The sequence below is a fragment of the Lactobacillus johnsonii ATCC 33200 genome (assembly GCF_000159355.1).
Classification (GTDB): domain Bacteria; phylum Bacillota; class Bacilli; order Lactobacillales; family Lactobacillaceae; genus Lactobacillus; species Lactobacillus johnsonii.
This window is the reverse complement of sequence record NZ_GG670120.1, coordinates 450,353-472,849: the sequence shown is the minus strand read 5'-3', so window position 1 is coordinate 472,849 and position 22,497 is coordinate 450,353. Positions and strand designations below refer to the sequence as shown.

Genomic DNA, 22,497 nt, shown 5'->3' with positions numbered 1-22,497 from the left:
TATTAATCAAGCTTCTTCTCTTCCTTAAAGGCTTCAAGATCTTTCAATGCTCGCTTTGAAATTTCTAAGTGTCGTTCTTGTTTGTTTCTTACCTTGTAATCTAATTTTGGCAAGAGTGCATAGGAAGCATTCATTGGTTGGAAATGCTTTGCGCTAGTGGTTGTGATGTAGTTGGCCATAGAACCCAAGGCAGTTGACTTAGGAAAGACTAGCGTTTCTTCTCCTAAAGCTTCTCTAGCCGCATTAATTCCGGCAACTAACCCAGAACCGGCACTTTCAACATAACCTTCTACCCCTGTCATTTGTCCCGCAAAGAAGAGACCAGTTTGCTTTCTGGCTTCATAATTTGCATTCAAAACTTCAGGGCTAGCAATATAGGTGTTGCGGTGCATTTTACCATAGCGAACAAATTTTGCATTTTCAAGACCTGGAATCATTGAAAAGACTCTCTTTTGCTCACCATATTTTAGATGAGTTTGGAAACCAACGATGTTATACATTGTGCTAGCTGCATTATCTTGACGCAATTGCACAACTGCATAAGGAGTTTTTCCAGTCTTAGGATCTTCTAAACCAACTGGCTTGAGTGGACCAAAGAGCATTGTCTTTTCTCCTCTTTTGGCCATTACTTCAATTGGCATACATCCTTCAAAAACATTCTTATCTTCAAAGCCATGTAAGGTAGCTGTCTCGGCCCCAACTAAATTTTTGTAGAAATTATAAAACTCTTCTTTAGTCATTGGACAATTCAAATATGCAGCTTCACCCTTGTCATAACGTGATTTTTTATACACAATATCACGATTAATGGAACTAGCTGCCACAATTGGAGCAGCCGCATCAAAGAAATGAAGTGAGTCAGTACCACAAAACTCCTTAATTTGTTCTGCGAGTGTATCTGAGGTTAATGGACCAGTCGCAATGATCGTGATACCATCTTTTGGAATCTCAGTGATTTCTTCCTCATGAACATGAACATTTGGCAAGTCCTTCAAAGTTTTAGTTACAACTGCACTAAACTTATCTCTATCAACAGCTAGAGCTCCACCAGCAGGTACTGCAGTTTCATCCGCTGCTTTCATAATTAAGGAATCCAGCTGCCGCATTTCTTCTTTTAATAAACCAACAGCATTTGACAGTTGGTTAGATCTCATTGAGTTAGTACATACTAATTCTGCAAAGTTTGCAGTTTCATGAGCAGGCGTATTTTTCTTAGGTCGCATTTCATATAAATCTACTTCAATGCCACGCTTAGCTAATTGCCATGCAGCTTCACTCCCTGCAAGACCTCCGCCGATTACGGTTACATTCTTTACCATGCAATCTTTCCTTTCTGCTCGACTATTTCAAGTCTATATAAAAATGATATCATTAAACCGCTTTCGTTTTAATGATATCATTGATTTTTATTATAATTTAATTTTCTTCTGGTTCTTCACGGTAATCACCATTTGGACAAAGGATTACTAGTCCTTTCTTGTTCTTCTTTTGAACTAAGAAATGACCATCGTTTGGACAATTACGACCAATTGGTTGATCCCATGAAACAAAGTCACAATCTGGGTAGCGTGAACAGCCGTAGAATTTACGGTTACGTTTTGATTTCTTTTCGATAACTTCGCCCTTACCACACTTAGGACAAGTTATGCCAATCTTCTTAACGATTGGTTTAGTATTACGACAATCTGGGAAGCGTGAGCAAGCATAGAACTTACCATAGCGTCCCATTTTGATAACCATTGGAGCTCCACAAATATCACAGTTAAAGCCTGCAGGTTCATCTTTAATTTGAACCTTTTCAATTTGTTGATCTGCTTTATCTAATTCTTTAGAAAATGGCTTGTAGTATTCATCAACTACTTTAATCCAGTTCTTCTTCCCTACTTCAACCCCATCTAGGTCATTTTCAAGTTGAGCTGTAAAGTCAACATTAACAATATCAGGGAAAAATTCTTCAATTAACTTATCTACGATTTCACCTAATTCTGTAGGTACAATTGATCTACCTTCAAGTTTTACATAGTAACGTTTCTGAATGGTATCAATTGTTGGTGCATAAGTTGATGGACGACCAACGCCGTTTTCTTCAAGAGCACGAACTAAACTAGCTTCTGTATAACGTGCAGGTGGTTGAGTAAAGTGTTGACGATCATCAGTCTTCTTAAGCTTAACCTTATCGCCTTCATTTAACTCAGGAAGTTCATTACTCTTTTCTTTTTGGTTATCGTATACCTTCGTAAATCCAGCAAATTTAAGTTTTGAGCCAGTTGTTCTGAAGGTTACATCATTTTGCTCAATATCAGCTCTAACTGTATCGTAAACAGCTGGAGTCATTTGACTAGCAATAAATCTTGACCAAATTAAAGTATATAGTCGATATTCTTCGGTTGTTAAATACTCTTTTACAGAAGCTGGAGTTCTAAAAGCTGAAGTAGGACGAATTGCTTCATGGGCATCTTGAGCATCTGCATCATTTTTAAAATGTTGTGGCTTAACTGCTGCGTAATTTTCACCATATTCTTCATGAATAAATTTTGAAGCTTCGTGCTTTGCAACATTGGCAATACGCTTTGAGTCAGTACGCATGTAAGTGATCAAACCGACAGATCCCTTACCAAGGTTCACACCTTCATAAAGAGATTGAGCAATTCTCATTGTTCGACGAGTTCTGTAGCCTAAGCGCTTGTTTGCTTCTTGTTGCATAGTTGAAGTGGTAAAAGGAGCAGCCGGTTGACGTCTTCTTTCCTTTTTAACTACTTTTGTAACTTCAAAGTTTTTCCGCTTATCAATTCGCTTTAAAACATCTTGAACTGCTTCGTTATTTGGCAACTCTTGCTTTTTGCCCTTAATGCCATAAAAAGCACCTTTGAACTTTTCTGTGCCTTTTTCGAAATCAGCATCAATAGTCCAGTACTCTTCTGGCTTAAAGTTCTTGATTTCATTTTCACGATCAATTACTAACTTCAAGGCAACGGATTGAACACGTCCAGCTGACAAGCCTTTCTTTACCTTTTGCCACAAGATCGGACTAATTGAATAACCAACCAAACGATCTAGGACACGACGAGCTTGTTGAGCATCAACAATATCCATATCAATAGTTCTTGGATTCTTAAAGGCATTCTTAACAGCATCTTTAGTAATTTCGTTAAAAGCAACGCGGTTATGTTCTTTTGGATCTAAATTTAATGCATGAGCGACATGCCAAGCAATCGCTTCTCCTTCTCGATCCGGGTCGGAAGCAAGATAAACATATTTTGCTTTTTTAGCTTCGCTCTTTAATTCTTTAATCGTATCGCCTTTTCCACGAATGGAGATATATTTTGGTTCATAGTCATGTTCTACATCAACTCCCATTTGAGACTTGGGTAAATCACGAATATGGCCTTTTGAAGCGATAACATGATAATTTCTTCCTAAATATTTTTCAATTGTCTTAGCCTTATGAGGAGACTCAACAATAACTAAATTCTTTTTATTTTTTCGTTTAGTAGGCATAGAATGCCCCTTCCTTGCACAATTTCTACCAAATTCTAAAATACCAAAAATTTTACTCTTGTCAACTAAAGCAAATTTTTAAAATCAGCATTAACCAATGGATAAGCACCAGCGGCAATTAGCTCATTAGGGCCTTCTGACAAAGGACTTGAGACTGGTCCCGGAACTGCAAAAATATTGCGATTTTCTTCTAAAGCAATATTTGCAGTAATTAAGGAGCCCGATCTTTTTCTAGCTTCAGTCACAATAATATTTTTGCTTAAGCCCGCAAGTATTCTATTGCGCTCTGGAAATCTATAAGGCCTTGGAGGAGTATCCGGTAAATATTCACTAATCAATAGTCCCTTGGCCATAATTTCTTCCTGGAGCATTTTGTTTTCTTGCGGATAAAAATGGTTGAGTCCATTTCCAATTACGGCAATTGTCTTACCATTATTTTTTAATGTTTCTTGATGAGCAATTCCATCCACTCCGCGTGCTAAGCCACTAGCAATAACAAAATCTTGCTGTATCAGCTGCGGAATTAATTGTTTTAAGACAAAACGACTATAATTTGTCGGCTGTCTTGCGCCAACTATAACTGTAATCTCCTTTTTAAGCAAGGATAAATCTCCTCTAGTAAAAAGAAGTGTTGGTGCATTATACATTTCACGGAGTGCATTTGGATAGATTGTATCAAAAATAGTGATAACATCACACTGTAATTCAATTCTTTCAATCCAAGAATTAAACTTATCATTTTTCATTGCAGCTAAAACAAGATTTTGGATATTTGATTTTAATGATAAACTCTCTATTTTGTCAACTGTTACTTCTTCACCAGCAGTAAAATTTGCTACAATTTTTCCTATAGTAGTAATGCCAAGACCTTGCTGTAATTTTAACCTTAAACAAAATTCTTTCAAATTCATATAAATAAAACCTCCACTATCATGTACGCAAAAGTGAAGGTTTATTTTTTAATTATTTTTCGTATTCACTAACTGGAGCAAAAGATCTCCGATGAATCGGGGTTGGACCGTATTTTTTAAGAGCCTCCATGTGCTCACGGGTTCCGTAGCCTGCATTATGTTTAAAATCATATTCTGGATAGAGCTCACCATAAGCATCCATTAAGTTATCCCGAAACACTTTAGCTACAATACTAGCGGCAGCAATTGAGTTAGACTTAGCATCCCCATGAATTAATTTAACTTGGGGAATGTTTAAAGGTACATTCATCGCATCAACTAATAAGGCATCCGGCTTTACTTTTAGACCTTGAACAGCATGAGCCATTGCCACACGATCTGCTTCATAAATATTAATCTGATCAATTACATCATTATTAGCTAAGCCGACACTAACACTGACAGCTTTTTCTAGAATCTTTGGAAAAAGCGCCTGCCTCTTCTTAGGTGATAATTTTTTTGAGTCATTAACATCAATTAAGTCAAAATCATGTGGCAAAATAACCGCAGCTGTAACTACAGGGCCAGCAAGCGGTCCACGCCCTACTTCATCAACCCCAGCAACAAGTCGATCCTTTTGCCAAAATTCTTTTTCATAAGAAAAACGGGATTGAAATTGAGCTAATGCTTTAGCATATTTAGCTTGTCTTTTTTCATAGCTAATTAAGAGCTTTTGGACACCCTTTCGTTCATCTGCTTTTAATTCTTCTAACTGCTCTTTACTTATTTCTCCTTGAAGTAATTTTTTTATTTCAGTAATCGTCATCTAAGATCGAACGTAATCCTTCCCAATTTTCCCTTACGTAAGCGTTGAAGCATAAAGAGTGAAAACTTATCATAGTCATCTCGCATACCGTATTTATTGGTCATTGCTAACAATAAATCTGGATTAGACATACTGTCCATCTCTTCACTTGAAATTCGTGCAAATTTAACAAGATCATCGCGATAATTTTGCTTCAAAAATTCAATCACAAATAAGGCAACGTCATCGGGATGAAAAATATCCGCTTTAATTGCCCCGCAAGCTGCTAATTTGTAACCTACTTCTTGATCAGAAAACTTAGGCCACAAAATCCCTGGTGTATCTAAAATCTGAACATTAGTCTTTGTCTTTAACCAACTCTGTCCACGTGTTACACCAGGCTTATCACCAACAATTGCAGCATTTCTTCCAACCATACGATTAATAATAGTAGATTTACCACAGTTTGGAATTCCTGCAATAGCTACTCGAATCATTGGATTTGATGCACCTTTTGCAATTAATTTATCTGTCTTTTCCTTACCAGCCAACTTAATAATTTTAAATAGACTAGTCATATTTGTAGTATGCTGGGCATCCATCGAAATCACGAAGTTACCCTCATCTTGATAATAACGGGTCCATTTTTTAGTTTGAATTGGATCAGCCAAATCAGCCTTATTTAAAACAATAATATGCGGTTTCTTCTTTGTTAATTGTCCAATCATTGGATTACGAGAAGAAACTGGTAAACGCGCATCTAAAACTTCGATTAAGACATCAATCAGGTCTAGATTATCTTCTAACTGATTTTTAGCCTTATTCATATGTCCTGGATACCATTGAATAGTTGCCATTTTTAATCCTCCATATCCTTTAGATTTAAACTCATTGCCTTCTTTAAAGCAGAATTATCATCTTGCAGTTTTTGTGCAACTGCTAAATAAAGTTGTGCTTGTACTTGCCCATTTACTATACCATCTGCTGTCAAGCCATGAGCTTTTTGAAACTCAATAACCGCATTCTTGGTTTTATCATCAAAAACTCCTGTAACATACTTTGGCATATAACCTAAGGCAGTCAAGTATTGCTGCAGAGTTGCCACATCAACACCAGTCATTGATTTCTTCAAAATACTCATACTTTGGAATTGAGGTAGTTTAGCTAAAGAAGATTCAGGAACAGGATAGGTTGGCTTTAGCCCCTTTTGGTTGATCCAAGTTCCATTTGGAGTAAGCCACTTAGCAATTGTATATTTATATTCAGAATCTTGCGTCTGCCCTACTTCCTGCACTGTTCCCTTACCATAGCTTGTTTGACCGACAGAAACTGCCCGATGATTTTGAACAAGAGCTGCGGTAAAGATTTCACTAGCACTAGCTGTATTTGCATTAATTAAAATAATTGGCTTTAGGTTTGTATGGTAGCCCCCAGAAAGCTTTTTATCAGAGCGAATAACTTCTTTTTGTTTGCGGTCCTGATATTGCATAATAATTTTATTATTTGGCAAGAAATATGATGCAGACTTCAAAGCAGCATCCATTGCGCCACCAGGATTATCCTGTAAGTCAATAATTAACTTAGGATATTTTTTAGTATTAATTGACTTTAAAGCACTCTTTAAATCTTTAGCGGTATTAACGTCAAATTGTGTAATTGTAATAATTGTTGCGTTACCTTCAGTTCGCTTAGTTAAGCTAGATTGGGAGATTTTAGCGCGCTTTAAGGTAACGTTGAAAGTAGAATTAGCACGTCTAAGTTTCAAGGTAACTTTTGTACCAATTTTTCCTCTAACTAAAGGAGCTACTTTACTAAACTGAGCTGCACTTACTTTTTTATTATTAACAGCAACAATCTCATCGCCAGGTTTAATAGTACTTTTTGAAGCTGGAGAGTCAGCAACAATAGAGTCCACAACAACTTTATTGTTGCGTACTGCCATCTGAATACCTACTCCGCCAAAGCTCGAACCCTCTAAAATATTATTAACTTGTTCTTGGTTTGCCCCACTTAATCCCTCAGAAAAAGGATCATTAAGACTATTAAGCATCCCGTTAATTGCCCCTTGGCGCAACGTTTGTGGTGAGACTTTTTTATAATATGAACCTTGTAATTGCTCATACACTTTTTCAACTTGATAAAAAGGTGACTTTAGTTCCTTAACTTCCATAATTCCAAAGGTCAAACCTGCACCAATTGCCGCACCAGCTATACCAGTTAACAAAAATTGAGCATATTTGGGAAGATGCTTCTTTTTATTATTTGAAATTTCTTTATTTTGATGAGAATTATTTGGTTCTACTTCTGCCATATTAGCCTCAGTTCATATTATCTAAATATAATTGATATGCCTTGTCAAAAACGCTCATGCTTGGTAAATAACCAGCATTTAATTCTAAATATTCTGACAATTTTTCATAGTCTTCTTCTTGTTTTGGAAAAGAACTGTCATGTTGAGCATTGTTAGCAAATTCAGCAATATCATCTAAAGAATCAGGATTTCTTTGAGTCATTAAAAAACGATAAAAGCTCTCACGATAAGCCATTAAAAGTCCTCCGTTGTGTAGAATACTGCATAAGCACCACTACCAGCATGAGTTGCAATAATTGGACTAGTAACACGAGTTAACACTTTAATATCAGGGTTAATTTCTTTAATTTTATTAGTCCAAACTTCCATATCTTCAGGCGTATCAACATAAGAAATTGCTACTTCTTTGATATCTTGTTTATGTTCTTCAATATCTTTTAAAACACGTTTATTAAAGTTCTTAGAAAACTTCTTTCCGCGGCCTTTCTTAGCAACGTCTAAATTTCCACCTGGCATATGCAATTCAATTCTAATATTTAGTAAAGTAGCAATTTTACCAGCTAATGGGCCAAGACGTCCACCTTTAATCAAGTTATTTAGGTTAACTACCATCATCTGTAATTTTTGCTTCTTTTTAAGGTCTTCAACTTGATTTACAATTTCTTCAAGACTCTTGCCTGCTTGCGCATCCTTAGCAGCGGCCAGCACTTGATAAGCTTCTGCACGATCAGTTAGTTCAGAATCAATTAAAGTTACTTCTTTAGTCTTTCCAATTATGTCAGCAGCCTGTCTAGCAGCTTCAATTGTCCCGCTTAAAGAACGAGCAAGAAAAATTCCTACTACTTGGCTTCCATCGGCAGTTAATTCTTTAAATATTTTTTCAAAAATTCCAATTGATGGTTGACTTGTCTTTGGTAATTCTTCAGACGCATCCATCTTCTTTACAAATTCTTCTCGACTGATATCAATGCCATCTGTGTAAGTCTTACCATCGATAGTAATAGTTAATGAAACGACTGTAATATCGTATTTATCAATTTCTTCAGGAGTTAATTGAACTGAGGAATCAGTTACTACTTTAATCTTAGCCATTCTAAGTGCTATCCCCTATTCTTCTATAATTATTATTCTATGTTAGAATTTATTAAGTACAATCTCAAGTATATCAAAAATACAAAAATGAGTTAAAATTTATTAAATAGATTATAAAGTTATTATATAAGGCGGAATAAATGAATGTCTTTTAAACAATTGTGGCAAGAACCTAAAAATCGGTCTAAAACCTATAACATTTTGAACAACATTTTTAGTGCTATTACTCATGGAATTGGCTTTGGGCTAGCTGTTGCAGGATTAGTAATTTTAATTGTGAAAGCTGCCCATACAGGAAGTGCCCTGAGGGTGACAGCTTTTACTCTTTATGGTTCTAGTTTGGTTATCCTTTATCTTTTTTCAACACTCTACCATAGTTTGATTTTTACCCGAGCTAGGCGAGTATTTCAAATATTCGATCACTCTTCAATTTTTATTTTAATTACTGGAACCTACACCCCTTATACCTTAGTCGCAATTGGCGGGGTAAAGGGATGGGTAATGTTTGGTATTATTTTAGCCCTAGCCATTTTTGGCATTTTATTTTATATCTTTAATCAGGGAAAACATGTTGTTTTAGATACTATCCTTTACGTATTAATGGGCTGGATTGTGATTATTGCTTCCAGTACCCTTTACCCAGTTCTTGGGCCAACTGGATTTTGGCTCTTAGTCTGGGGCGGAATTGCCTATACTGTCGGTGCAATTTTATTTTCAATGCGCGGTGTTCCCTACATTCATGTGATTTGGCACATGTTTGTTTTATTAGGCTCAATTCTGATGTATTTTTCAATTCTATTCTATGTTTAAAAAAGAAGCAGACAGTGAACACAATTATCACTGCCTGCTTTTTTAGTTAATGATTTAAAGAAATAAATTCAGTAATCGCTGCCTCGTTATTACTAATTACTCCCTCTAAAACGGCTTTTTTGATTTCTTCTAATAAAAGCCCAACTCTTGGTCCAGCTGGGATACCATTTTTTAATAAAAAGTGTCCATCTACTACTAAGTCACGATTATTCTTAATTGGTAATGCTTCGTAACTATCAACCAAGGCACTCCCATTGATTGGTTGGCCCAAAATATGAGCTAAATCGATTGTTGAAACAATTGTTTCTAAACCAGCTTTATACAGATCATAATTATTTGGAGCATGCGAACTAATTAAGTCAAAGAAAGCAACAATATCAGCTACTTGACGCTCCATTGCATTAGAATTCTTCCACATCCGCATAAAGTGAGGAATCTTGTCATTTGGTAATTTTAGTAAAATAATCATCAAAGCCCATAGATTAGCTTCATTAGTAGGGCTAAAATTAAGTTGAGGATAAAGAGCTAAATTCTCTTTTTTACCCCTAAAACCAGGTACTTCTTCTGATAAACCAGTATCTAAAAAGATTTGGAATGCCTTTTGGCTGCCAAGAGCAATACCCATTTTTACGAATTCATCTCTGATACGTTCAACAGAAATTTTACTTAGTAACTCATGATTGTCACTAATTGCCTGTTCTGTTTCTGGTTCAAGCGTAAATTGCAATTGACTCATGAATCGAACTGCACGCATCATTCTCAAGGCATCTTCATGAAAACGATTCTCAGCTTTTCCAACTGCACGAATCAAATGCTTTTCTAAGTCACCTAGTCCGTCAAAGTGATCAATAATATTACCATCTACGTCCATTGCTAGAGCATTAATAGTGAAATCACGCCGCTTTAAATCTTCTGATAGGTTTTGGACAAAAGTTACATGGTCGGGTCTACGGAAATCTTGGTAGCCAGATTCAGTTCTGAAAGTTGTAATCTCATAGCTTTCACCCTCATAAAGAACAGTGACGGTTCCGTGCTTAATTCCAGTATCAACTGTTTTCTTAAAAATTTGCTTAATTTCCATTGGATAGGCGCTAGTTGCAATATCGACATCATGAATGTGCCGATTTAAAAGCAAGTCTCGCACACTCCCGCCGACAAAATAGGCCTCATACCCCGCCTCATTAATCTCTTTTAAAACTGGAAGCGCGGCAGTAAAAACTTTAGGTAAATTATTAATCTTCATATATTCCCTATTCCCCTTAATTTTCACACGTCTTAATATAGAAAGAAGGAAGTAACATGACTAAATTATTTAATAAACAACTCTTTAAACAAATCTTCTTTATTACTCTAGGCTGCAGCATATATGCCTTTAGCTTAGATGCCATCAGCATCCCTAACAAACTTGCTGATGGCGGGATTAGTGGTATTGCCCTTTTACTTCGGTATTGGTTCCACATCAATCCAGGTTTATCTACGTTACTTCTAAATATCCCCCTAATTATAATCGGATATCGCTTTATGGGCAAACGGCTCCTTGCCTTGACAATCTGGGGTACACTTTGTCTATCCTTCTTCTTATCCTTTTGGCTTCATCTTCCTATTATAAACCAATTAAATTTAGATCATGATCTTTTTATTGCTGGTGTACTAGCAGGTTTGTTTTCTGGTGTTGGAATCGGTATTGTATTTAAATATGGCGGAACCACAGGTGGAACAGATATTATTGCGAGAATCTTAGACTTAAAATTAGGAATTCCGGTTGGAAAATCTTTACTCGCTCTTGATGCATTTGTATTAACGATTTCTCTTAGTTATCTTGATATTAAGCATATGATTTATACTTTGCTAGCTAGTTTTGTTTTAGCTAGAATTACTGATTCTATTCAAGCTGGTTCCTATGCTGCACGGGGATTGTTTATTATTTCTGATAAATATGAACAGATCGCTAAAATGATTGATGTTCAGCTAGATCGAGGATATACCTTCATAAATGCAGAGGGTGGATTTGATCGATCAGCTAAAAAAATCATTTACTGTGTAATTTCACCGCGTGAAATTAGTCAGGTTAAAGAATTAATCTTGCGTGAAGATCCTAATGCCTTTGTTTCAGTTATCGATGTTCATGAAGCACTAGGTCAAGGCTTTACTTACGAAAGAAAAAAGAGACATATTTTCTTTAGAAGATAGTAATTTAAGGAAGAAACTAGTTGTTGCTAGTTTCTTTTTTATCTTTAAAGGTAAAAAGTTTGGAGTTAACTCCAAATTTTTGTCTGTCAATTATAGCGCCCTATTTTACATCAATTAAAAAATGAATATTATAAATTAAGGATTTAATTTATAATATCGAGGAAAACAATGGGAAATAAAATTACTTGGGCAGCCTTCTACGAACTATCAGAAATTTATATTGCGCCTTTAAATCTAATTTGGTTTTTATTTGCCAGTGCAATTGCCTATCAAGACTTTCACTATCTAAACATTATCAATATTTTACTCTGCTTTTTAGATGTCTTTTTATTTGATCTAGCAGTTAATATTGCAGATGACTATTTTGATTATTTGCACGGCAAAGATCCGCATTTCTTAATTGTTACTAATACTATTGGGCGCATGAAACTTTCACTACCGGCGCTTAAAAAATTAATGATCATTATGTATATGGTTTCAGCTATTCCAGGTCTAATTTTAGTATACCGAACTAACTATATTGTTTTAATACTGGGGATGATTGGCTATTTCTTTGGAATTTTTTATACTGCTGGTCCTAAGCCACTTAATGCAACCAAATTTTGTGAATTAATTGTTAGTGGGATGATTTCAGTTTTTATTATTGAAGTCGGCGTGTATGTTGCCATTTGCGGACAATACACTTTTACCTGGAACACTTTCTTAACGACCCTACTTAAGTGTTTACCAATATTCTTCTTATTTTTTGCCACCCAACTAGCTAATAATACCTGCGATTTACGTGAAGATCTTATTAATGGTAGAAAGACCTTTGCAAGTTATCTTGGAACTAAAAAATCGATTTATTTATTGAAAATCCTTACCATTCTGGGCTTTCTTACTCCCATTCTTTTAGCAGCTATAAACCAAATTAGCTGGTTTAATACCCTAGTTGTGCTAATAACCCCATTTTTATGGAAAAATTTACAGACTTTCTTCAATAATCCGGACAAGCACAAAACCTATATGATCTTCATCAAAAACGAGTCACTGTACTTCACAATTTACATTGGCCTATTTTTCATTTTAGCCTTAATAAAAAGATAGCAAAAAACTACCGACTTTAAGTTAAAAATCGGTAGTTTTTATTTTTGCGCGCGTTTTTCGGTTGAAAAAACGGTCGATTAGCTAATCAACCGTTTTAATGGAATAAATTCATTTTTTACTTAATATTGGAGCTTAGTTAACATATAGTATCTATTTAATTCAACTGGTATTTTCAACTTAAGATTAAAAGAAACCACAGGTACCGTTTTCTCCTCCAATGATTTTTTATTGATGACTTTTTGATATTCTTGAACAAAACTATTCTTAATAGAACTACACTCACCAAGATAGATAAAGCTAACTCCATCATCATCAGATTTTTTTACAAATAAATGCAAATCAATATCTGGGTCTTTAAATTTAGCTATTTCATTACTATCTAATTTTCGATTAGTCTTTGAATAAATATTCATCAAACTGGGACTAATAAAGTGATCTGGATAATTAATCGAGTGACTTTTGCGCTTATCATATGTTACAAAAATTGGACAATTCTTTAAGTTATCATCAAAGCGATACCCACCAATATTTTGTCCTGAAACAATGTGTTTCCAATTTAATAATCGACATGCATCCGCACGAGTATACCTCTCACCAACTGTAAAACTTTGATTTGAATTATATCTTTTTGATCGTAGTATTCCAGTTTTAAGGGCATCTACAAATAAATCTTTAAAGAAAGTATTATTTAAACTTTCTTTTAAAACAGAATCAAGTTGATAAAAATTATCTTCATTGCTAATAAGTGATCGTCCACCATATGATTCTTTATTAGGAAGTGCTTTTCCGTCGAAGAAGCTTAAAGACAAAATGCAATCTATAGATTCACTAGTTTTTTGATCAAAGTAACAATTATTTTTATTTAATATCTTACTATAATCTTCTTTACTTATTTTTTCTCTCTTTGATAATTCTTGTAAAAGCAATAGTTCATGTTGTCGTTTTCCATTAGCTAAGACAACAGTCAAAAATGTCAAGACTTTCTCTTGGTAAGTCTCTAATTTAGGTATCTCTTCTCCCATTTCAAGTAGAAACTTATAGTAATTCTTATATTTATCGGCAATTACTTGACAATCAATTGAATTAGCTTGCAGATCAGCCATCATAGGAATGCGACCAATTTTCTTTTTCTCATTCAAATACTCATTACGGAGCTTCCTTTTAACCGTTAAATTAGAATGATTAATCGATTCATATATTCTTTCTTTAGCAACATGAGTAAAATTAATAACCGATACACCATAAATAGGCTCTACCTCAAGATCGTCTTTTAAATTATCTCGATTATGTGATTTATCGCCTGATAAAGCCATTGGAATCATGTAGTTATTATCATATGCTCCAATAAAATCAATAACTGTTAAATAATCTTTACCCGGAAACTTACGTAGTCCACGACCTAATTGTTGTACAAAAACAATACTTGATTTAGTACTACGTAATAATACTATTTGATTAATACAAGGAATATCGATTCCCTCATTAAAAATATCAACTGTTACAATGTAATTAATCTTTCCTTTTTCTAGTTCTTCAACTACTTCGTCACGAGTTTCAACATCGTCTTTTCCTGATAGGGATTTTGCTTGTATCCCTTTTTGTCTGAGACTTTCAGCTAACTCCTCTGCTTCTTTATTTCTGCTACAAAAAATTAATCCATGAAGTATATCTCCGGAATAGCCGTAGTATTTCGTTTGTTCAATTATATAATCCACGCGCTCATCAGCCACTAGATCACTTAGAGAACTTGTATCACTGATAACATGATCTTCATAAACATAATCTTCAACCCCATAGTATTGAAAGGGAGCTAGCATTTTATTTTCTAAAGCATCTTGCAACCTGATTTCATATGCAATGTGATAATCAAATAGCTTAAATATATTAAAATCGTCTGTTCTCTCCGGAGTTGCAGTCATTCCTAAACAAAACTTAGGTTCAAAATAATTAAAAATTTTTAGATATTGACTTGCACCTAAGTGATGAGCCTCATCAAACATCACATAATCAAATTCATCCTTAGCAAATTGTTTCAAATTGATATCTTTTGATAAAGTTTGAGAAGTGGCAAAAACATATTTAGCTTTAATTCCACTTTGATCATTTCCACTGAATATCCCATATTCTTTTTTTGTTCCACCTATTACCTTATGAAAACTTTCTAATGCATCTTCTAAAATTTGCTCACGATGTACAACAAAAAGAAATCTTCTAGGTTTAAAATTTTTAACATCAAACGCACCTAAGTAAGTTTTTCCAGTACCAGTAGCAGAAATAATCAAAGCCTTATTAATGTCCTTTCGACGTAGATTTGCAATTTCTCCCAAGGCAGCCTTTTGCATTAAATTAGGCTCAATTATATTCTGATCTGCAATTTGATAATCATTTAGATGATCTAGGTTGTTTTTCTTTTTTATTTTTTTATATTCTAATTTATAAGCTTCATACCATTCTTTAGTTAAAGGAATTGCCTTATTCCATTCATTTTCAATTTGAAAAGTAAGTTCTTGAGTGATCTTTGCATTTGAAAGAGAATTGAGACGTAAATTCCACTCGTAATTACCAAAAATAGCACTAGAGGTTAAATTTGAACTTCCAATAATTGCAGAAGTATATTTATCATGGTCAAATAAGTATCCCTTAGCATGAAAAGGAAGAACCTCGTCATTATCATTTCGTTCATTAAATAACCGAATTTCAGCATTCTGAACCTCAAGTAAATCTCTAAAAATTGCCGGTTTATTAAAATATAAATAAGTTGAAGTTAGAATACGTCCCTTTATGCCACGCTTATAGAGATCATGTAATACTGTTTTTAATGATGCTAATCCTTGTTGGTTAATAAATGCAACAGCAAAAGTGAAAGACTTACAAGTAGCTAATTCCATTTTTAAAACACGATAAACATTAGTACCTTTTGATTGATTCAAAATCAAGCCAGCTGATAAATTACCAACCTCCAGATAGTCATCTTTATCAATAAAATTATTTTTTACTGTCTCTAGTAAGTCGCCTTTTATATTATCTTGCAAAATTTATATCCTCTAATTTTTGTTTTCCTAATTCTTCAACAATCTCTTCATCTGCTTTCGGCCAAGACAGATTAGCTAGTTCTTCTTCACTTACCCACTTAATTGAACTATGAGCAACTAATTTAAAATCATGTGTCTGAAGTTTAGCATAAAAAACTGTTAACTGAACTACTCCAAAATCATACTCAAATTCTGTACTTCTTCCAACTTGTGGACCTACTTCAATATTTACATTTAGTTCTTCCTTAATTTCTCTTTGAAGAGCTTGCTTTGGTGTTTCATTAGCTTCAATTTTACCACCAGGAAACTCCCACATATCATGCAATATCCGGTTTGAAGCTCTTTTAGCTACTAAGATTTTGTCTTGTTTTTGATTAAGAATTGCAGCACCAACAACTTTAATTTGTTTTTTCATTGTTAATCAACTTTCATCTTTAAAATCACAAAATAAGTATACCAAAAATCTGCGCTTAATCTTGATGTTGGAGTCAGTATTCATAAGGATAGTTCTAACAAAGTGAAAGAAGTAGCTGAGAGGATTTATAGTATTATTACCAGAAATCAAGATAAAAAATAAGCCACTTTTTTCTTATTTGAAAAAGTAGCCATTTGTAAATTTATTTAATTTTTAATTATTATCACTAGGTAAAATTCTATAAAACAGTTCTTTACCTGCAAAATTCATGCCCCAGTAACCTTCATCCAGAGAATGCGCATTAATCTCATCACACAAGTATATATAACCTTGATTCATGAAAATTGATCCACCATCCCACTAATAATATTCAGGATCTTCAAGTCTATTTTCATATTTCGGCTTTTCTTCAAACCATAATTCTATTTTTCTATTCCAATATGAGTTAAAAATTACATGAATTTCATCATTTTTAGCTTCAATACTTTCAATATGCGCATCATGAAAGCTCAAGGCACTACTCATCAAATCATCGATATCTTTTTGAGTTTTTATTTTTCTAATTTCTTGATAGTCATATTTTTTATCTATTTTGATACATTCTCCTAAATCTTGCGATGATATTTCTTCACAAATTTTTTCAGGATTATATTTATTTAAAAAATCCATTGAACCGAAATATACATTTTTAGGAGTCCAGTTAGAGCTATCACTGTCAATAGTCACAACATGCATAACTCCATCCTTAGCGTAGGTATCTATTTCTATCAAATTGGATTTAGAGCAATCTAGAGCTATGCAAAATTCATGCCAGACTTTTTCGTTTTCCGGCCAATCTCCACTATGAATTGCCCGAGCAAAGATTGGTGATAAGTAGGGTTTACTCATATCTTTAGGTATAATCCAGGCATACATATTTATTCCTCAAAAGATCTTTAATTTATCCCATTCTTCTGGAGTTAAGATTTTATTACTATGCGATTGCACTATCCCTTTTTGCAATGCCTTTCGATTTGCTGAAGTAGATAATAAGTATTGAGTTTCTTGAGAAACTTGTTGATTTAAAGATACAGTTTTGTGATTTTTGGTCTGGAGTTTTTTATCTATTGGTATCATTTTATTCACTTTGAACTTTATTTATCAATATACTTTTTCATTCTTTCTCTCCATTCTTCCACAGTCTCAAATTTATTAGTCAGTGGACCTCCCCAACGGGGATTACTGAATCTTATTGCTTCTACTTGAGTAACTTTTTTAAGTGGAATGAAAATACTAGTTCCTTTGCTACTCCTTAATTTATTATGTTCCTCATCAATGTCATAAAGAAAAAGTACCAATTTTTTCTCAGTTTTTGAATCAAATGTATTATCGGTTAGGCCCTCATAAGTTTTATCATTCTTAATACCTATAAAAAATCATCAGCTATCTCATATAAATTAGTAATTTTGATGAACTTTGACACTAAAGACTTTAATTTATTAATCAATTTTCATCTTCAAAAAAGTCATCTAGTTCATAAGTAGTAATTACTTTCTTAGTCACATAGAGTTCATATTTAGCAATTAATTCTAGTAAGTGATCGCCATCGATTAAGGTAATTACTCTTGTTCCTGCACGAGATGCTTTAATTGCATCTCTAGTAAAAGTAGAAGTAGTAATAAAAATTCCATATTCAGCTCTGAATTTATCCATTGCACCACGAAATTTATCAATCTCAGGGGATGAAACTGAATTGCTAGGATTCCATCTTTTAGCTTGAATCGCTACACGCGCAGTTCTAAAATCATCTGTCTTAATGTAACCATAGCCGTCTACACCACCATCACCAGTAAGACTAGTTCCGATAGTCTCATCAATGTCGACATTCATTTTTGCTACTAGAGCACGACAAAAAAGTTCAAATTTTCCTGGACTTAGATTAAGTAGAGCATTCAGGAGAGGTCCTTTCCAATCTTCTTCAAGGTTGTCTAATGATTCTTCTTCTCTCATGTCAATGTTAGATTCTTTACTCTTTTTATTTTGTTCAATTTTCTTCTGCCACTGCGGAAGGGAGATTTTATAAACTGTATCACTAAGTTCAGTTCTATTTCCTTTATATTCTCGTCCCTTTTCAGTCAGAACCACTATTCCTTGTTTAGGTCTTTTAAGCATCCCAGCCATAATTAAGTTAGAGATTGCAAAGTTAAATGCATAATTAAATGGGAGATACTTTCTCCCATTTCTTGATGTTTTATACATCGTTAAGATATTTTCTGGAATATTTTCTTCTCTTTCAACAACTGCCCGCTTTAAATCTCTTGTAGTTGCTTGGCCGCCAACTTGTTTTAACTCATCAATTATGGGTTTCATTAGATAAGCTTGTTGGTCTTGTCTATTCATATTTGTGAAGCTCGTCATTATGTTACTCTTCCATAGGTTTATCAATCTAATATCTACTTAAACATGTTAAAGATAAAAATCTGATTATTTAAGTTAAATTTTCTTTATAGAAAAAACTACATTCTTGTTTTGGCCAGCTATCCGGAAAAGCCATTTGACATACTCCAACTGATAACATGCGACGACAATTCTTGTTTGAATGAATTAGACAGCGCATAACTTCATATGTTAATGAGTACCCACGCCAGTCCTTACCATACATATCATATTTTTCAGAATATACATTAGGATCACGTAACACTTGAATCCAAGGTTGTAATTGATAATCTAAAGGCTTACCCCGTAAATGTTTAGGACGTGGGTCCTCTGTTTTCCAGGAAGTATCAATTACTGCTACTCCCCAATCATCAAAATCTTTTTTCGGTGCTGGCTCATACGGTGTCCAATAAAATTTCCATTTATGGTCACTTCTCTTAATTAAATAATATTTTCCTTCAAGCATAATACTTATTATTCCAAATCAATACCCCTTTTACACCGTCAATTTACAGTTTAGATACTGCATTAATTCTAACTCTCTCTATTTTTAAGCTGCGCCTACTCCAGCATTACTATTAATTTCATCAATTGCTGTTTTCACTTTGAACCAGATAGTTATATCTGATTCAAAGAGTTCCGAGATTGACCCCTGATTTGTAAATGGAGATTCCTGTAATACATGCATATCAGTTAATGTTCCATTTTTAACAATATATTCAATAATTTCATTGATAAAATATATCTGCTGTTTATTGAGTGGAACTGTATCTAAATACTTACTAAAGGCTTTCTTGGCCGCGTTTATATCTAAACCAATAATACTACGCACAAATTCACCAGGAGTTTTATCCCCAATTTCTTTTTGATATTCTTCTTTGCTTCCTAATTTTTGCCATAGAATATCTTCTAATTCTCTCAAATCTTCACTACTTAAAGGCTCATTATCCCTAATCTTACACATTAAATTTTCACTTTGATGCTGCTTTATATAAAATTCTGCCTTTGCTTTATAATTTTTTAAAGTATCAGTTTCAAGCTCAGCATCATGAATAGTTGAATCTAATATAGTATCAGTGAAATTTGTATAGTACACTACTCCCTTTTTTGGAAGATACTGAATTAAATCACGTATATTTTGACGAATATGTTCTAAATCTTGAACATTCGTAGATTCGACATATTCTGGCTCTAATATACCTTTAATCAATTCGGCTTTTGCTTTAACTTGTGGGATGGTCATTAAATCAGATAATTTAGAAATCTTATTACAAAGATCTACTTTTAATCGTCCATAGGATTCTTGTGACATTTTTGCCAGTTCCATTTTATAGACTAAAGCATCAAAGCGTAGGGCATTTGGTTCATCATTATCTGGAAGAATTAAAGGTGCTAGCTCTTTTTGAACATTTACGATGTCCTCATAAGTTAAATTATTATAGTTGTCGATTTGAGAGAATTTATCAACATAAGCAAGATGTTGTTTAACAGCAAAATTTTTTCTATTTAATTCTTTAACTTTCTTAGATAGGTCTTCAATCAAAGATTTTCGATACTGCTTAAAGTCTTCCGTTTGATATGGTGCTTCTTGTAATTTTCGTACTAATTCCATTTTTAAGTTGAACAAAGCACTTTGCAACGTTTCTTGGACACCAGCTTCATGTCCTTTTTCCATACGGAAAAATTGGAAGTTATCACCAAAATCAAAGATGTAAAACTCTTTTTTATCTTTTCCATCTAACAAATTTGGACATAAACGGGTTCCTCTACCAATCATCTGGAAGAACTTGGCCTTACTCATTACCTTTTTAAAAAATACTAAGTTCAAACATTCTGGGACATCAATTCCTGTATCCAACATATCAACGGAAATAGCAATTTGCGGTAATTTATTTGGATCGGAGAATTCATCAATTGCACTTTGCGAGTAATTAGTATAATTGTCAATTACGGTTGCATAAGGTTGCCCATGGCCATTTTTACAAAATTGAGGATATTCTTCATTAAAGACTTTTAGAATTTCTTCAGCATGGCGATGATTCTTAGCGAAAATAATAGTTTTACCTATTCTTTCGCCATAATTAATCTTTAATCCTTGACTCATTAAAATATTTAGAACTTTGCGAATCGTATCTTTATTAAACAGCCACTTATTCAACTTTCCTGATTCAATCTTCTTCGGTAACTCACCATCTTCATCCGTGAAAGTTTCCTCGTATTCTTCCTTTTCTTGATCACTTAAATCATCATAATTAATGCCCTTCTCCATAAATTTTAAGTGAGTCTCTATTGATTTATAGGGTACTAAATATCCATCGTCAACAGCTTGGGCTAGATCATAGCCATAAGTAGGCACTCCATCTTCCAAGTTAAAAATAGAATAAGTATTTTTATCAATATCATCTTTAGGTGTAGCAGTTAGACCAACTAATGGAGCGTCAAAGTAAGTAAAGATATTTCTATATTTATTATAGATTGATCGGTGTGCCTCATCGACAATAATTAAGTCAAAATGGCCTGCTGTATACAGTTTTTGCTTTTCATCATCTATTGCTGTATCGATGACATTCATCATTGTTGCATAGGTAGAAAAAACACATCGAGCATTATAGTTTTTCTTATCTTCAACTAAATTAGTTACAGAAAGATCGGGTAGTAAATTGACAAAGCTTCTTTTAGCCTGTGTTACCAAAGCATCCCTATCAGCTAAAAATAAAACATGTTTAATCCAACCAGCGTTTAAAAGAACTTTTACTAATCCAACTGCAGTTCTTGTTTTACCCGACCCCGTCGCCATGACTAACAAAGCTTTACGTCTATTTTCTTTTGAAAAACTTTCGCAAACAGCCTGAATAGCAGCCTTTTGATAATAACGTCCCGCAATATTATCATCTACTACAATATTCGTTAAAGGCTGACGTACTTTTTGCAAATTAAACAATTTTTCTAAATCACGCTTAGAATAAATTGATGAAACTTGCCTTTCTGGATATTGATTATCAATAATTCGTGTTTCAAACCCATTACTTAAAAACACAACTGGTCTACGACCATACTTATTCTCTAATATATCAGCATATAATTTAGCTTGCTGGCGCCCAACTGCTACATCTTTACAAGTTTTCTTGGCTTCAATAACTGCTAAGGGTAAATGCGCATCATCATACAAGACGTAATCAGCATATCCTTTGCCAGTTTTGTTAGGCATTCCTTTAAGCTCAACCTCATTTAACCAGTTTTGTCCCTCAATCCAACCTGCTTCTGCTAGCATAGTATCAATATAGATTTTTCGAGTTTTAAACTCAGAGATTCCAAATGGTTTTGGAGTATAGCTCTCCTCTTGTGCTTTTCTTTGTGCAGTTAAAGATTCTTGTAAAGATTCATTCTTCTTTGTAAGTTTTTCAAGAGAAATTGTTGACTCTTCTATCGGCGATACTTTCGGAATAAACTCAAGACGATAATTTCCAACAATCGACTTATCAAAATCTTTCTTCTGATAATTGCTTCCATAACAATAATCAAGCATGTCAAAAAAACTAAACAAAGCCTTCAAACACAAAATAGCTTCATCTAGTGATACTTTTCTATTGGTATGTACGGCAACATTTCCTAAACGGCGAATTAATTCTAGACCTTGCCAAGTATTAGGATCAACAATATCTTTAAAATCTAAGGTATTGATTAAGGTTACTAGTTTATCCTGATAGGGGGTCTTTAGGTCCGAATCAACTGAATACATCCACTTAACTGCCAATTCCATTGCACGTCTACAGTCAATAACTGATGTTGCAGGATCAATAACAGCCACTTTTTCTGCTGCTATTGCTATTTGCACAAAATCTTTAAATTGTGGTTCTTCTAGTAAATAATCAAAGTTAGTCACGGATAACATCTCCTATTTGACTGAGAATTTTGCTTGAGAGCGTTTTATTTAAGTATACTATATTTTCAAA

19 protein-coding genes are annotated in these 22,497 nt (G+C 33.9%); 3 read left to right on the top strand and 16 right to left on the bottom strand.

Annotated elements, in window-relative coordinates; genetic code table 11:
- Nucleotides 1-2: 2 nt before the first annotated feature.
- The 8 genes from trmFO to HMPREF0528_RS02295 form a co-directional block, all read right to left on the bottom strand.
- Complete coding sequence (trmFO, locus tag HMPREF0528_RS02330; protein ID WP_004894568.1) at nucleotides 3-1,319, bottom strand: methylenetetrahydrofolate--tRNA-(uracil(54)-C(5))-methyltransferase (FADH(2)-oxidizing) TrmFO; 1,317 nt, start codon at nucleotides 1,317-1,319, stop codon at nucleotides 3-5.
- 97 nt (nucleotides 1,320-1,416) lie between these two features.
- Entirely contained in the window at nucleotides 1,417-3,498 is a 2,082-nt protein-coding gene (gene topA / locus HMPREF0528_RS02325) for a type I DNA topoisomerase (protein ID WP_004894564.1), read from the bottom strand.
- A 65-nt stretch (nucleotides 3,499-3,563) separates the two neighbouring features.
- Nucleotides 3,564-4,409 (bottom strand): DNA-processing protein DprA, encoded by an 846-nt coding sequence (gene dprA / locus HMPREF0528_RS02320; RefSeq protein WP_004894562.1) that lies wholly within the window; start codon nucleotides 4,407-4,409, stop codon nucleotides 3,564-3,566.
- A gap of 52 nt (nucleotides 4,410-4,461) precedes the next feature.
- A complete protein-coding gene (gene rnhB, locus HMPREF0528_RS02315; RefSeq protein WP_004894559.1) occupies nucleotides 4,462-5,214 on the bottom strand; it encodes a ribonuclease HII in 753 nt (250 codons plus the stop codon).
- On the bottom strand, nucleotides 5,211-6,050 hold the full coding sequence (gene ylqF / locus HMPREF0528_RS02310; RefSeq protein WP_004894556.1) for a ribosome biogenesis GTPase YlqF: 840 nt from the start codon (nucleotides 6,048-6,050) through the stop codon (nucleotides 5,211-5,213). The genes rnhB and ylqF overlap by 4 nt, the downstream gene beginning before the upstream one ends.
- Before the next feature lie 2 nt (nucleotides 6,051-6,052).
- Nucleotides 6,053-7,504 (bottom strand): S41 family peptidase, encoded by a 1,452-nt coding sequence (locus HMPREF0528_RS02305; protein ID WP_004894554.1) that lies wholly within the window; start codon nucleotides 7,502-7,504, stop codon nucleotides 6,053-6,055.
- A 7-nt stretch (nucleotides 7,505-7,511) separates the two neighbouring features.
- Entirely contained in the window at nucleotides 7,512-7,739 is a 228-nt protein-coding gene (locus HMPREF0528_RS02300) for a YozE family protein (RefSeq protein ID WP_004894551.1), read from the bottom strand.
- On the bottom strand, nucleotides 7,739-8,596 hold the full coding sequence (locus HMPREF0528_RS02295) for a DegV family protein (RefSeq protein WP_004894549.1): 858 nt from the start codon (nucleotides 8,594-8,596) through the stop codon (nucleotides 7,739-7,741). The genes HMPREF0528_RS02300 and HMPREF0528_RS02295 overlap by 1 nt, the downstream gene beginning before the upstream one ends.
- Nucleotides 8,597-8,740: 144 nt before the next feature.
- On the opposite strand from HMPREF0528_RS02295, the gene trhA reads away from it, so the two are divergent.
- The gene (gene trhA, locus HMPREF0528_RS02290) at nucleotides 8,741-9,406 is read left to right on the top strand and encodes a PAQR family membrane homeostasis protein TrhA (RefSeq protein WP_004894546.1); all 666 of its coding nucleotides are present in this window, start codon (nucleotides 8,741-8,743) and stop codon (nucleotides 9,404-9,406) included.
- A 46-nt stretch (nucleotides 9,407-9,452) separates the two neighbouring features.
- Here the strand turns inward: trhA and HMPREF0528_RS02285 are convergent, their stop codons facing one another.
- Nucleotides 9,453-10,649 carry a CCA tRNA nucleotidyltransferase gene (locus HMPREF0528_RS02285; protein ID WP_034525079.1) on the bottom strand — a complete coding sequence of 399 codons (1,197 nt, stop codon included), beginning with the start codon at nucleotides 10,647-10,649 and terminating at the stop codon, nucleotides 9,453-9,455.
- 56 nt (nucleotides 10,650-10,705) lie between these two features.
- Between HMPREF0528_RS02285 and HMPREF0528_RS02280 the strand changes: the two genes are divergently transcribed.
- Together HMPREF0528_RS02280 and HMPREF0528_RS02275 are read left to right on the top strand one after the other, a co-directional pair.
- Entirely contained in the window at nucleotides 10,706-11,596 is an 891-nt protein-coding gene (locus tag HMPREF0528_RS02280; RefSeq protein ID WP_004894543.1) for a YitT family protein, read from the top strand.
- Nucleotides 11,597-11,764: 168 nt separating this feature from the next.
- Nucleotides 11,765-12,682, top strand: coding sequence for a prenyltransferase (locus HMPREF0528_RS02275; RefSeq protein ID WP_004894541.1), 918 nt, complete (start codon nucleotides 11,765-11,767; stop codon nucleotides 12,680-12,682).
- Between the two features lie 119 nt (nucleotides 12,683-12,801).
- Here the strand turns inward: HMPREF0528_RS02275 and HMPREF0528_RS02270 are convergent, their stop codons facing one another.
- The 7 genes from HMPREF0528_RS02270 to HMPREF0528_RS02235 all read right to left on the bottom strand — a co-directional run bounded on the left by HMPREF0528_RS02270 (nucleotide 12,802) and on the right by HMPREF0528_RS02235 (nucleotide 22,436).
- Nucleotides 12,802-15,714, bottom strand: coding sequence for a DEAD/DEAH box helicase (locus HMPREF0528_RS02270; RefSeq protein ID WP_004894539.1), 2,913 nt, complete (start codon nucleotides 15,712-15,714; stop codon nucleotides 12,802-12,804).
- Entirely contained in the window at nucleotides 15,704-16,129 is a 426-nt protein-coding gene (locus HMPREF0528_RS02265; RefSeq protein WP_004894537.1) for a (deoxy)nucleoside triphosphate pyrophosphohydrolase, read from the bottom strand. The genes HMPREF0528_RS02270 and HMPREF0528_RS02265 overlap by 11 nt, the downstream gene beginning before the upstream one ends.
- Before the next feature lie 360 nt (nucleotides 16,130-16,489).
- Nucleotides 16,490-17,044: a hypothetical protein gene (locus HMPREF0528_RS02260; RefSeq protein ID WP_004894531.1), complete on the bottom strand. Its 555-nt coding sequence runs from the start codon at nucleotides 17,042-17,044 to the stop codon at nucleotides 16,490-16,492.
- Nucleotides 17,045-17,053: 9 nt separating this feature from the next.
- Complete coding sequence (locus tag HMPREF0528_RS09285; RefSeq protein ID WP_162252112.1) at nucleotides 17,054-17,254, bottom strand: hypothetical protein; 201 nt, start codon at nucleotides 17,252-17,254, stop codon at nucleotides 17,054-17,056.
- Nucleotides 17,255-17,611: 357 nt separating this feature from the next.
- Nucleotides 17,612-18,508 (bottom strand): restriction endonuclease, encoded by an 897-nt coding sequence (locus HMPREF0528_RS02245; RefSeq protein ID WP_004894524.1) that lies wholly within the window; start codon nucleotides 18,506-18,508, stop codon nucleotides 17,612-17,614.
- Nucleotides 18,509-18,596: 88 nt separating this feature from the next.
- Nucleotides 18,597-19,010 (bottom strand): hypothetical protein, encoded by a 414-nt coding sequence (locus HMPREF0528_RS08835; RefSeq protein WP_004894523.1) that lies wholly within the window; start codon nucleotides 19,008-19,010, stop codon nucleotides 18,597-18,599.
- 84 nt (nucleotides 19,011-19,094) lie between these two features.
- Nucleotides 19,095-22,436: a DEAD/DEAH box helicase family protein gene (locus HMPREF0528_RS02235; protein ID WP_004894520.1), complete on the bottom strand. Its 3,342-nt coding sequence runs from the start codon at nucleotides 22,434-22,436 to the stop codon at nucleotides 19,095-19,097.
- Nucleotides 22,437-22,497 lie beyond the last annotated feature (61 nt).

What these genes read in the sequence shown, in the direction of transcription:
- HMPREF0528_RS02275 (WP_004894541.1), top strand. Translation starts at nt 11,765, where the DNA reads ATGGGAAATAAAATTACTTGGGCAGCCTTCTACGAACTATCAGAAATT.
- trmFO (WP_004894568.1), bottom strand. Translation starts at nt 1,319, where the DNA reads ATGGTAAAGAATGTAACCGTAATCGGCGGAGGTCTTGCAGGGAGTGAA.
- trhA (WP_004894546.1), top strand. Translation starts at nt 8,741, where the DNA reads ATGTCTTTTAAACAATTGTGGCAAGAACCTAAAAATCGGTCTAAAACC.
- HMPREF0528_RS02285 (WP_034525079.1), bottom strand. Translation starts at nt 10,649, where the DNA reads ATGAAGATTAATAATTTACCTAAAGTTTTTACTGCCGCGCTTCCAGTT.
- HMPREF0528_RS02295 (WP_004894549.1), bottom strand. Translation starts at nt 8,596, where the DNA reads ATGGCTAAGATTAAAGTAGTAACTGATTCCTCAGTTCAATTAACTCCT.
- topA (WP_004894564.1), bottom strand. Translation starts at nt 3,498, where the DNA reads ATGCCTACTAAACGAAAAAATAAAAAGAATTTAGTTATTGTTGAGTCT.
- HMPREF0528_RS02260 (WP_004894531.1), bottom strand. Translation starts at nt 17,044, where the DNA reads ATGTATGCCTGGATTATACCTAAAGATATGAGTAAACCCTACTTATCA.
- ylqF (WP_004894556.1), bottom strand. Translation starts at nt 6,050, where the DNA reads ATGGCAACTATTCAATGGTATCCAGGACATATGAATAAGGCTAAAAAT.
- dprA (WP_004894562.1), bottom strand. Translation starts at nt 4,409, where the DNA reads ATGAATTTGAAAGAATTTTGTTTAAGGTTAAAATTACAGCAAGGTCTT.
- HMPREF0528_RS02305 (WP_004894554.1), bottom strand. Translation starts at nt 7,504, where the DNA reads ATGGCAGAAGTAGAACCAAATAATTCTCATCAAAATAAAGAAATTTCA.
- HMPREF0528_RS02265 (WP_004894537.1), bottom strand. Translation starts at nt 16,129, where the DNA reads ATGAAAAAACAAATTAAAGTTGTTGGTGCTGCAATTCTTAATCAAAAA.
- HMPREF0528_RS02235 (WP_004894520.1), bottom strand. Translation starts at nt 22,436, where the DNA reads ATGTTATCCGTGACTAACTTTGATTATTTACTAGAAGAACCACAATTT.
- rnhB (WP_004894559.1), bottom strand. Translation starts at nt 5,214, where the DNA reads ATGACGATTACTGAAATAAAAAAATTACTTCAAGGAGAAATAAGTAAA.
- HMPREF0528_RS08835 (WP_004894523.1), bottom strand. Translation starts at nt 19,010, where the DNA reads ATGCTTGAAGGAAAATATTATTTAATTAAGAGAAGTGACCATAAATGG.
- HMPREF0528_RS02245 (WP_004894524.1), bottom strand. Translation starts at nt 18,508, where the DNA reads ATGAATAGACAAGACCAACAAGCTTATCTAATGAAACCCATAATTGAT.
- HMPREF0528_RS02280 (WP_004894543.1), top strand. Translation starts at nt 10,706, where the DNA reads ATGACTAAATTATTTAATAAACAACTCTTTAAACAAATCTTCTTTATT.
- HMPREF0528_RS02300 (WP_004894551.1), bottom strand. Translation starts at nt 7,739, where the DNA reads ATGGCTTATCGTGAGAGCTTTTATCGTTTTTTAATGACTCAAAGAAAT.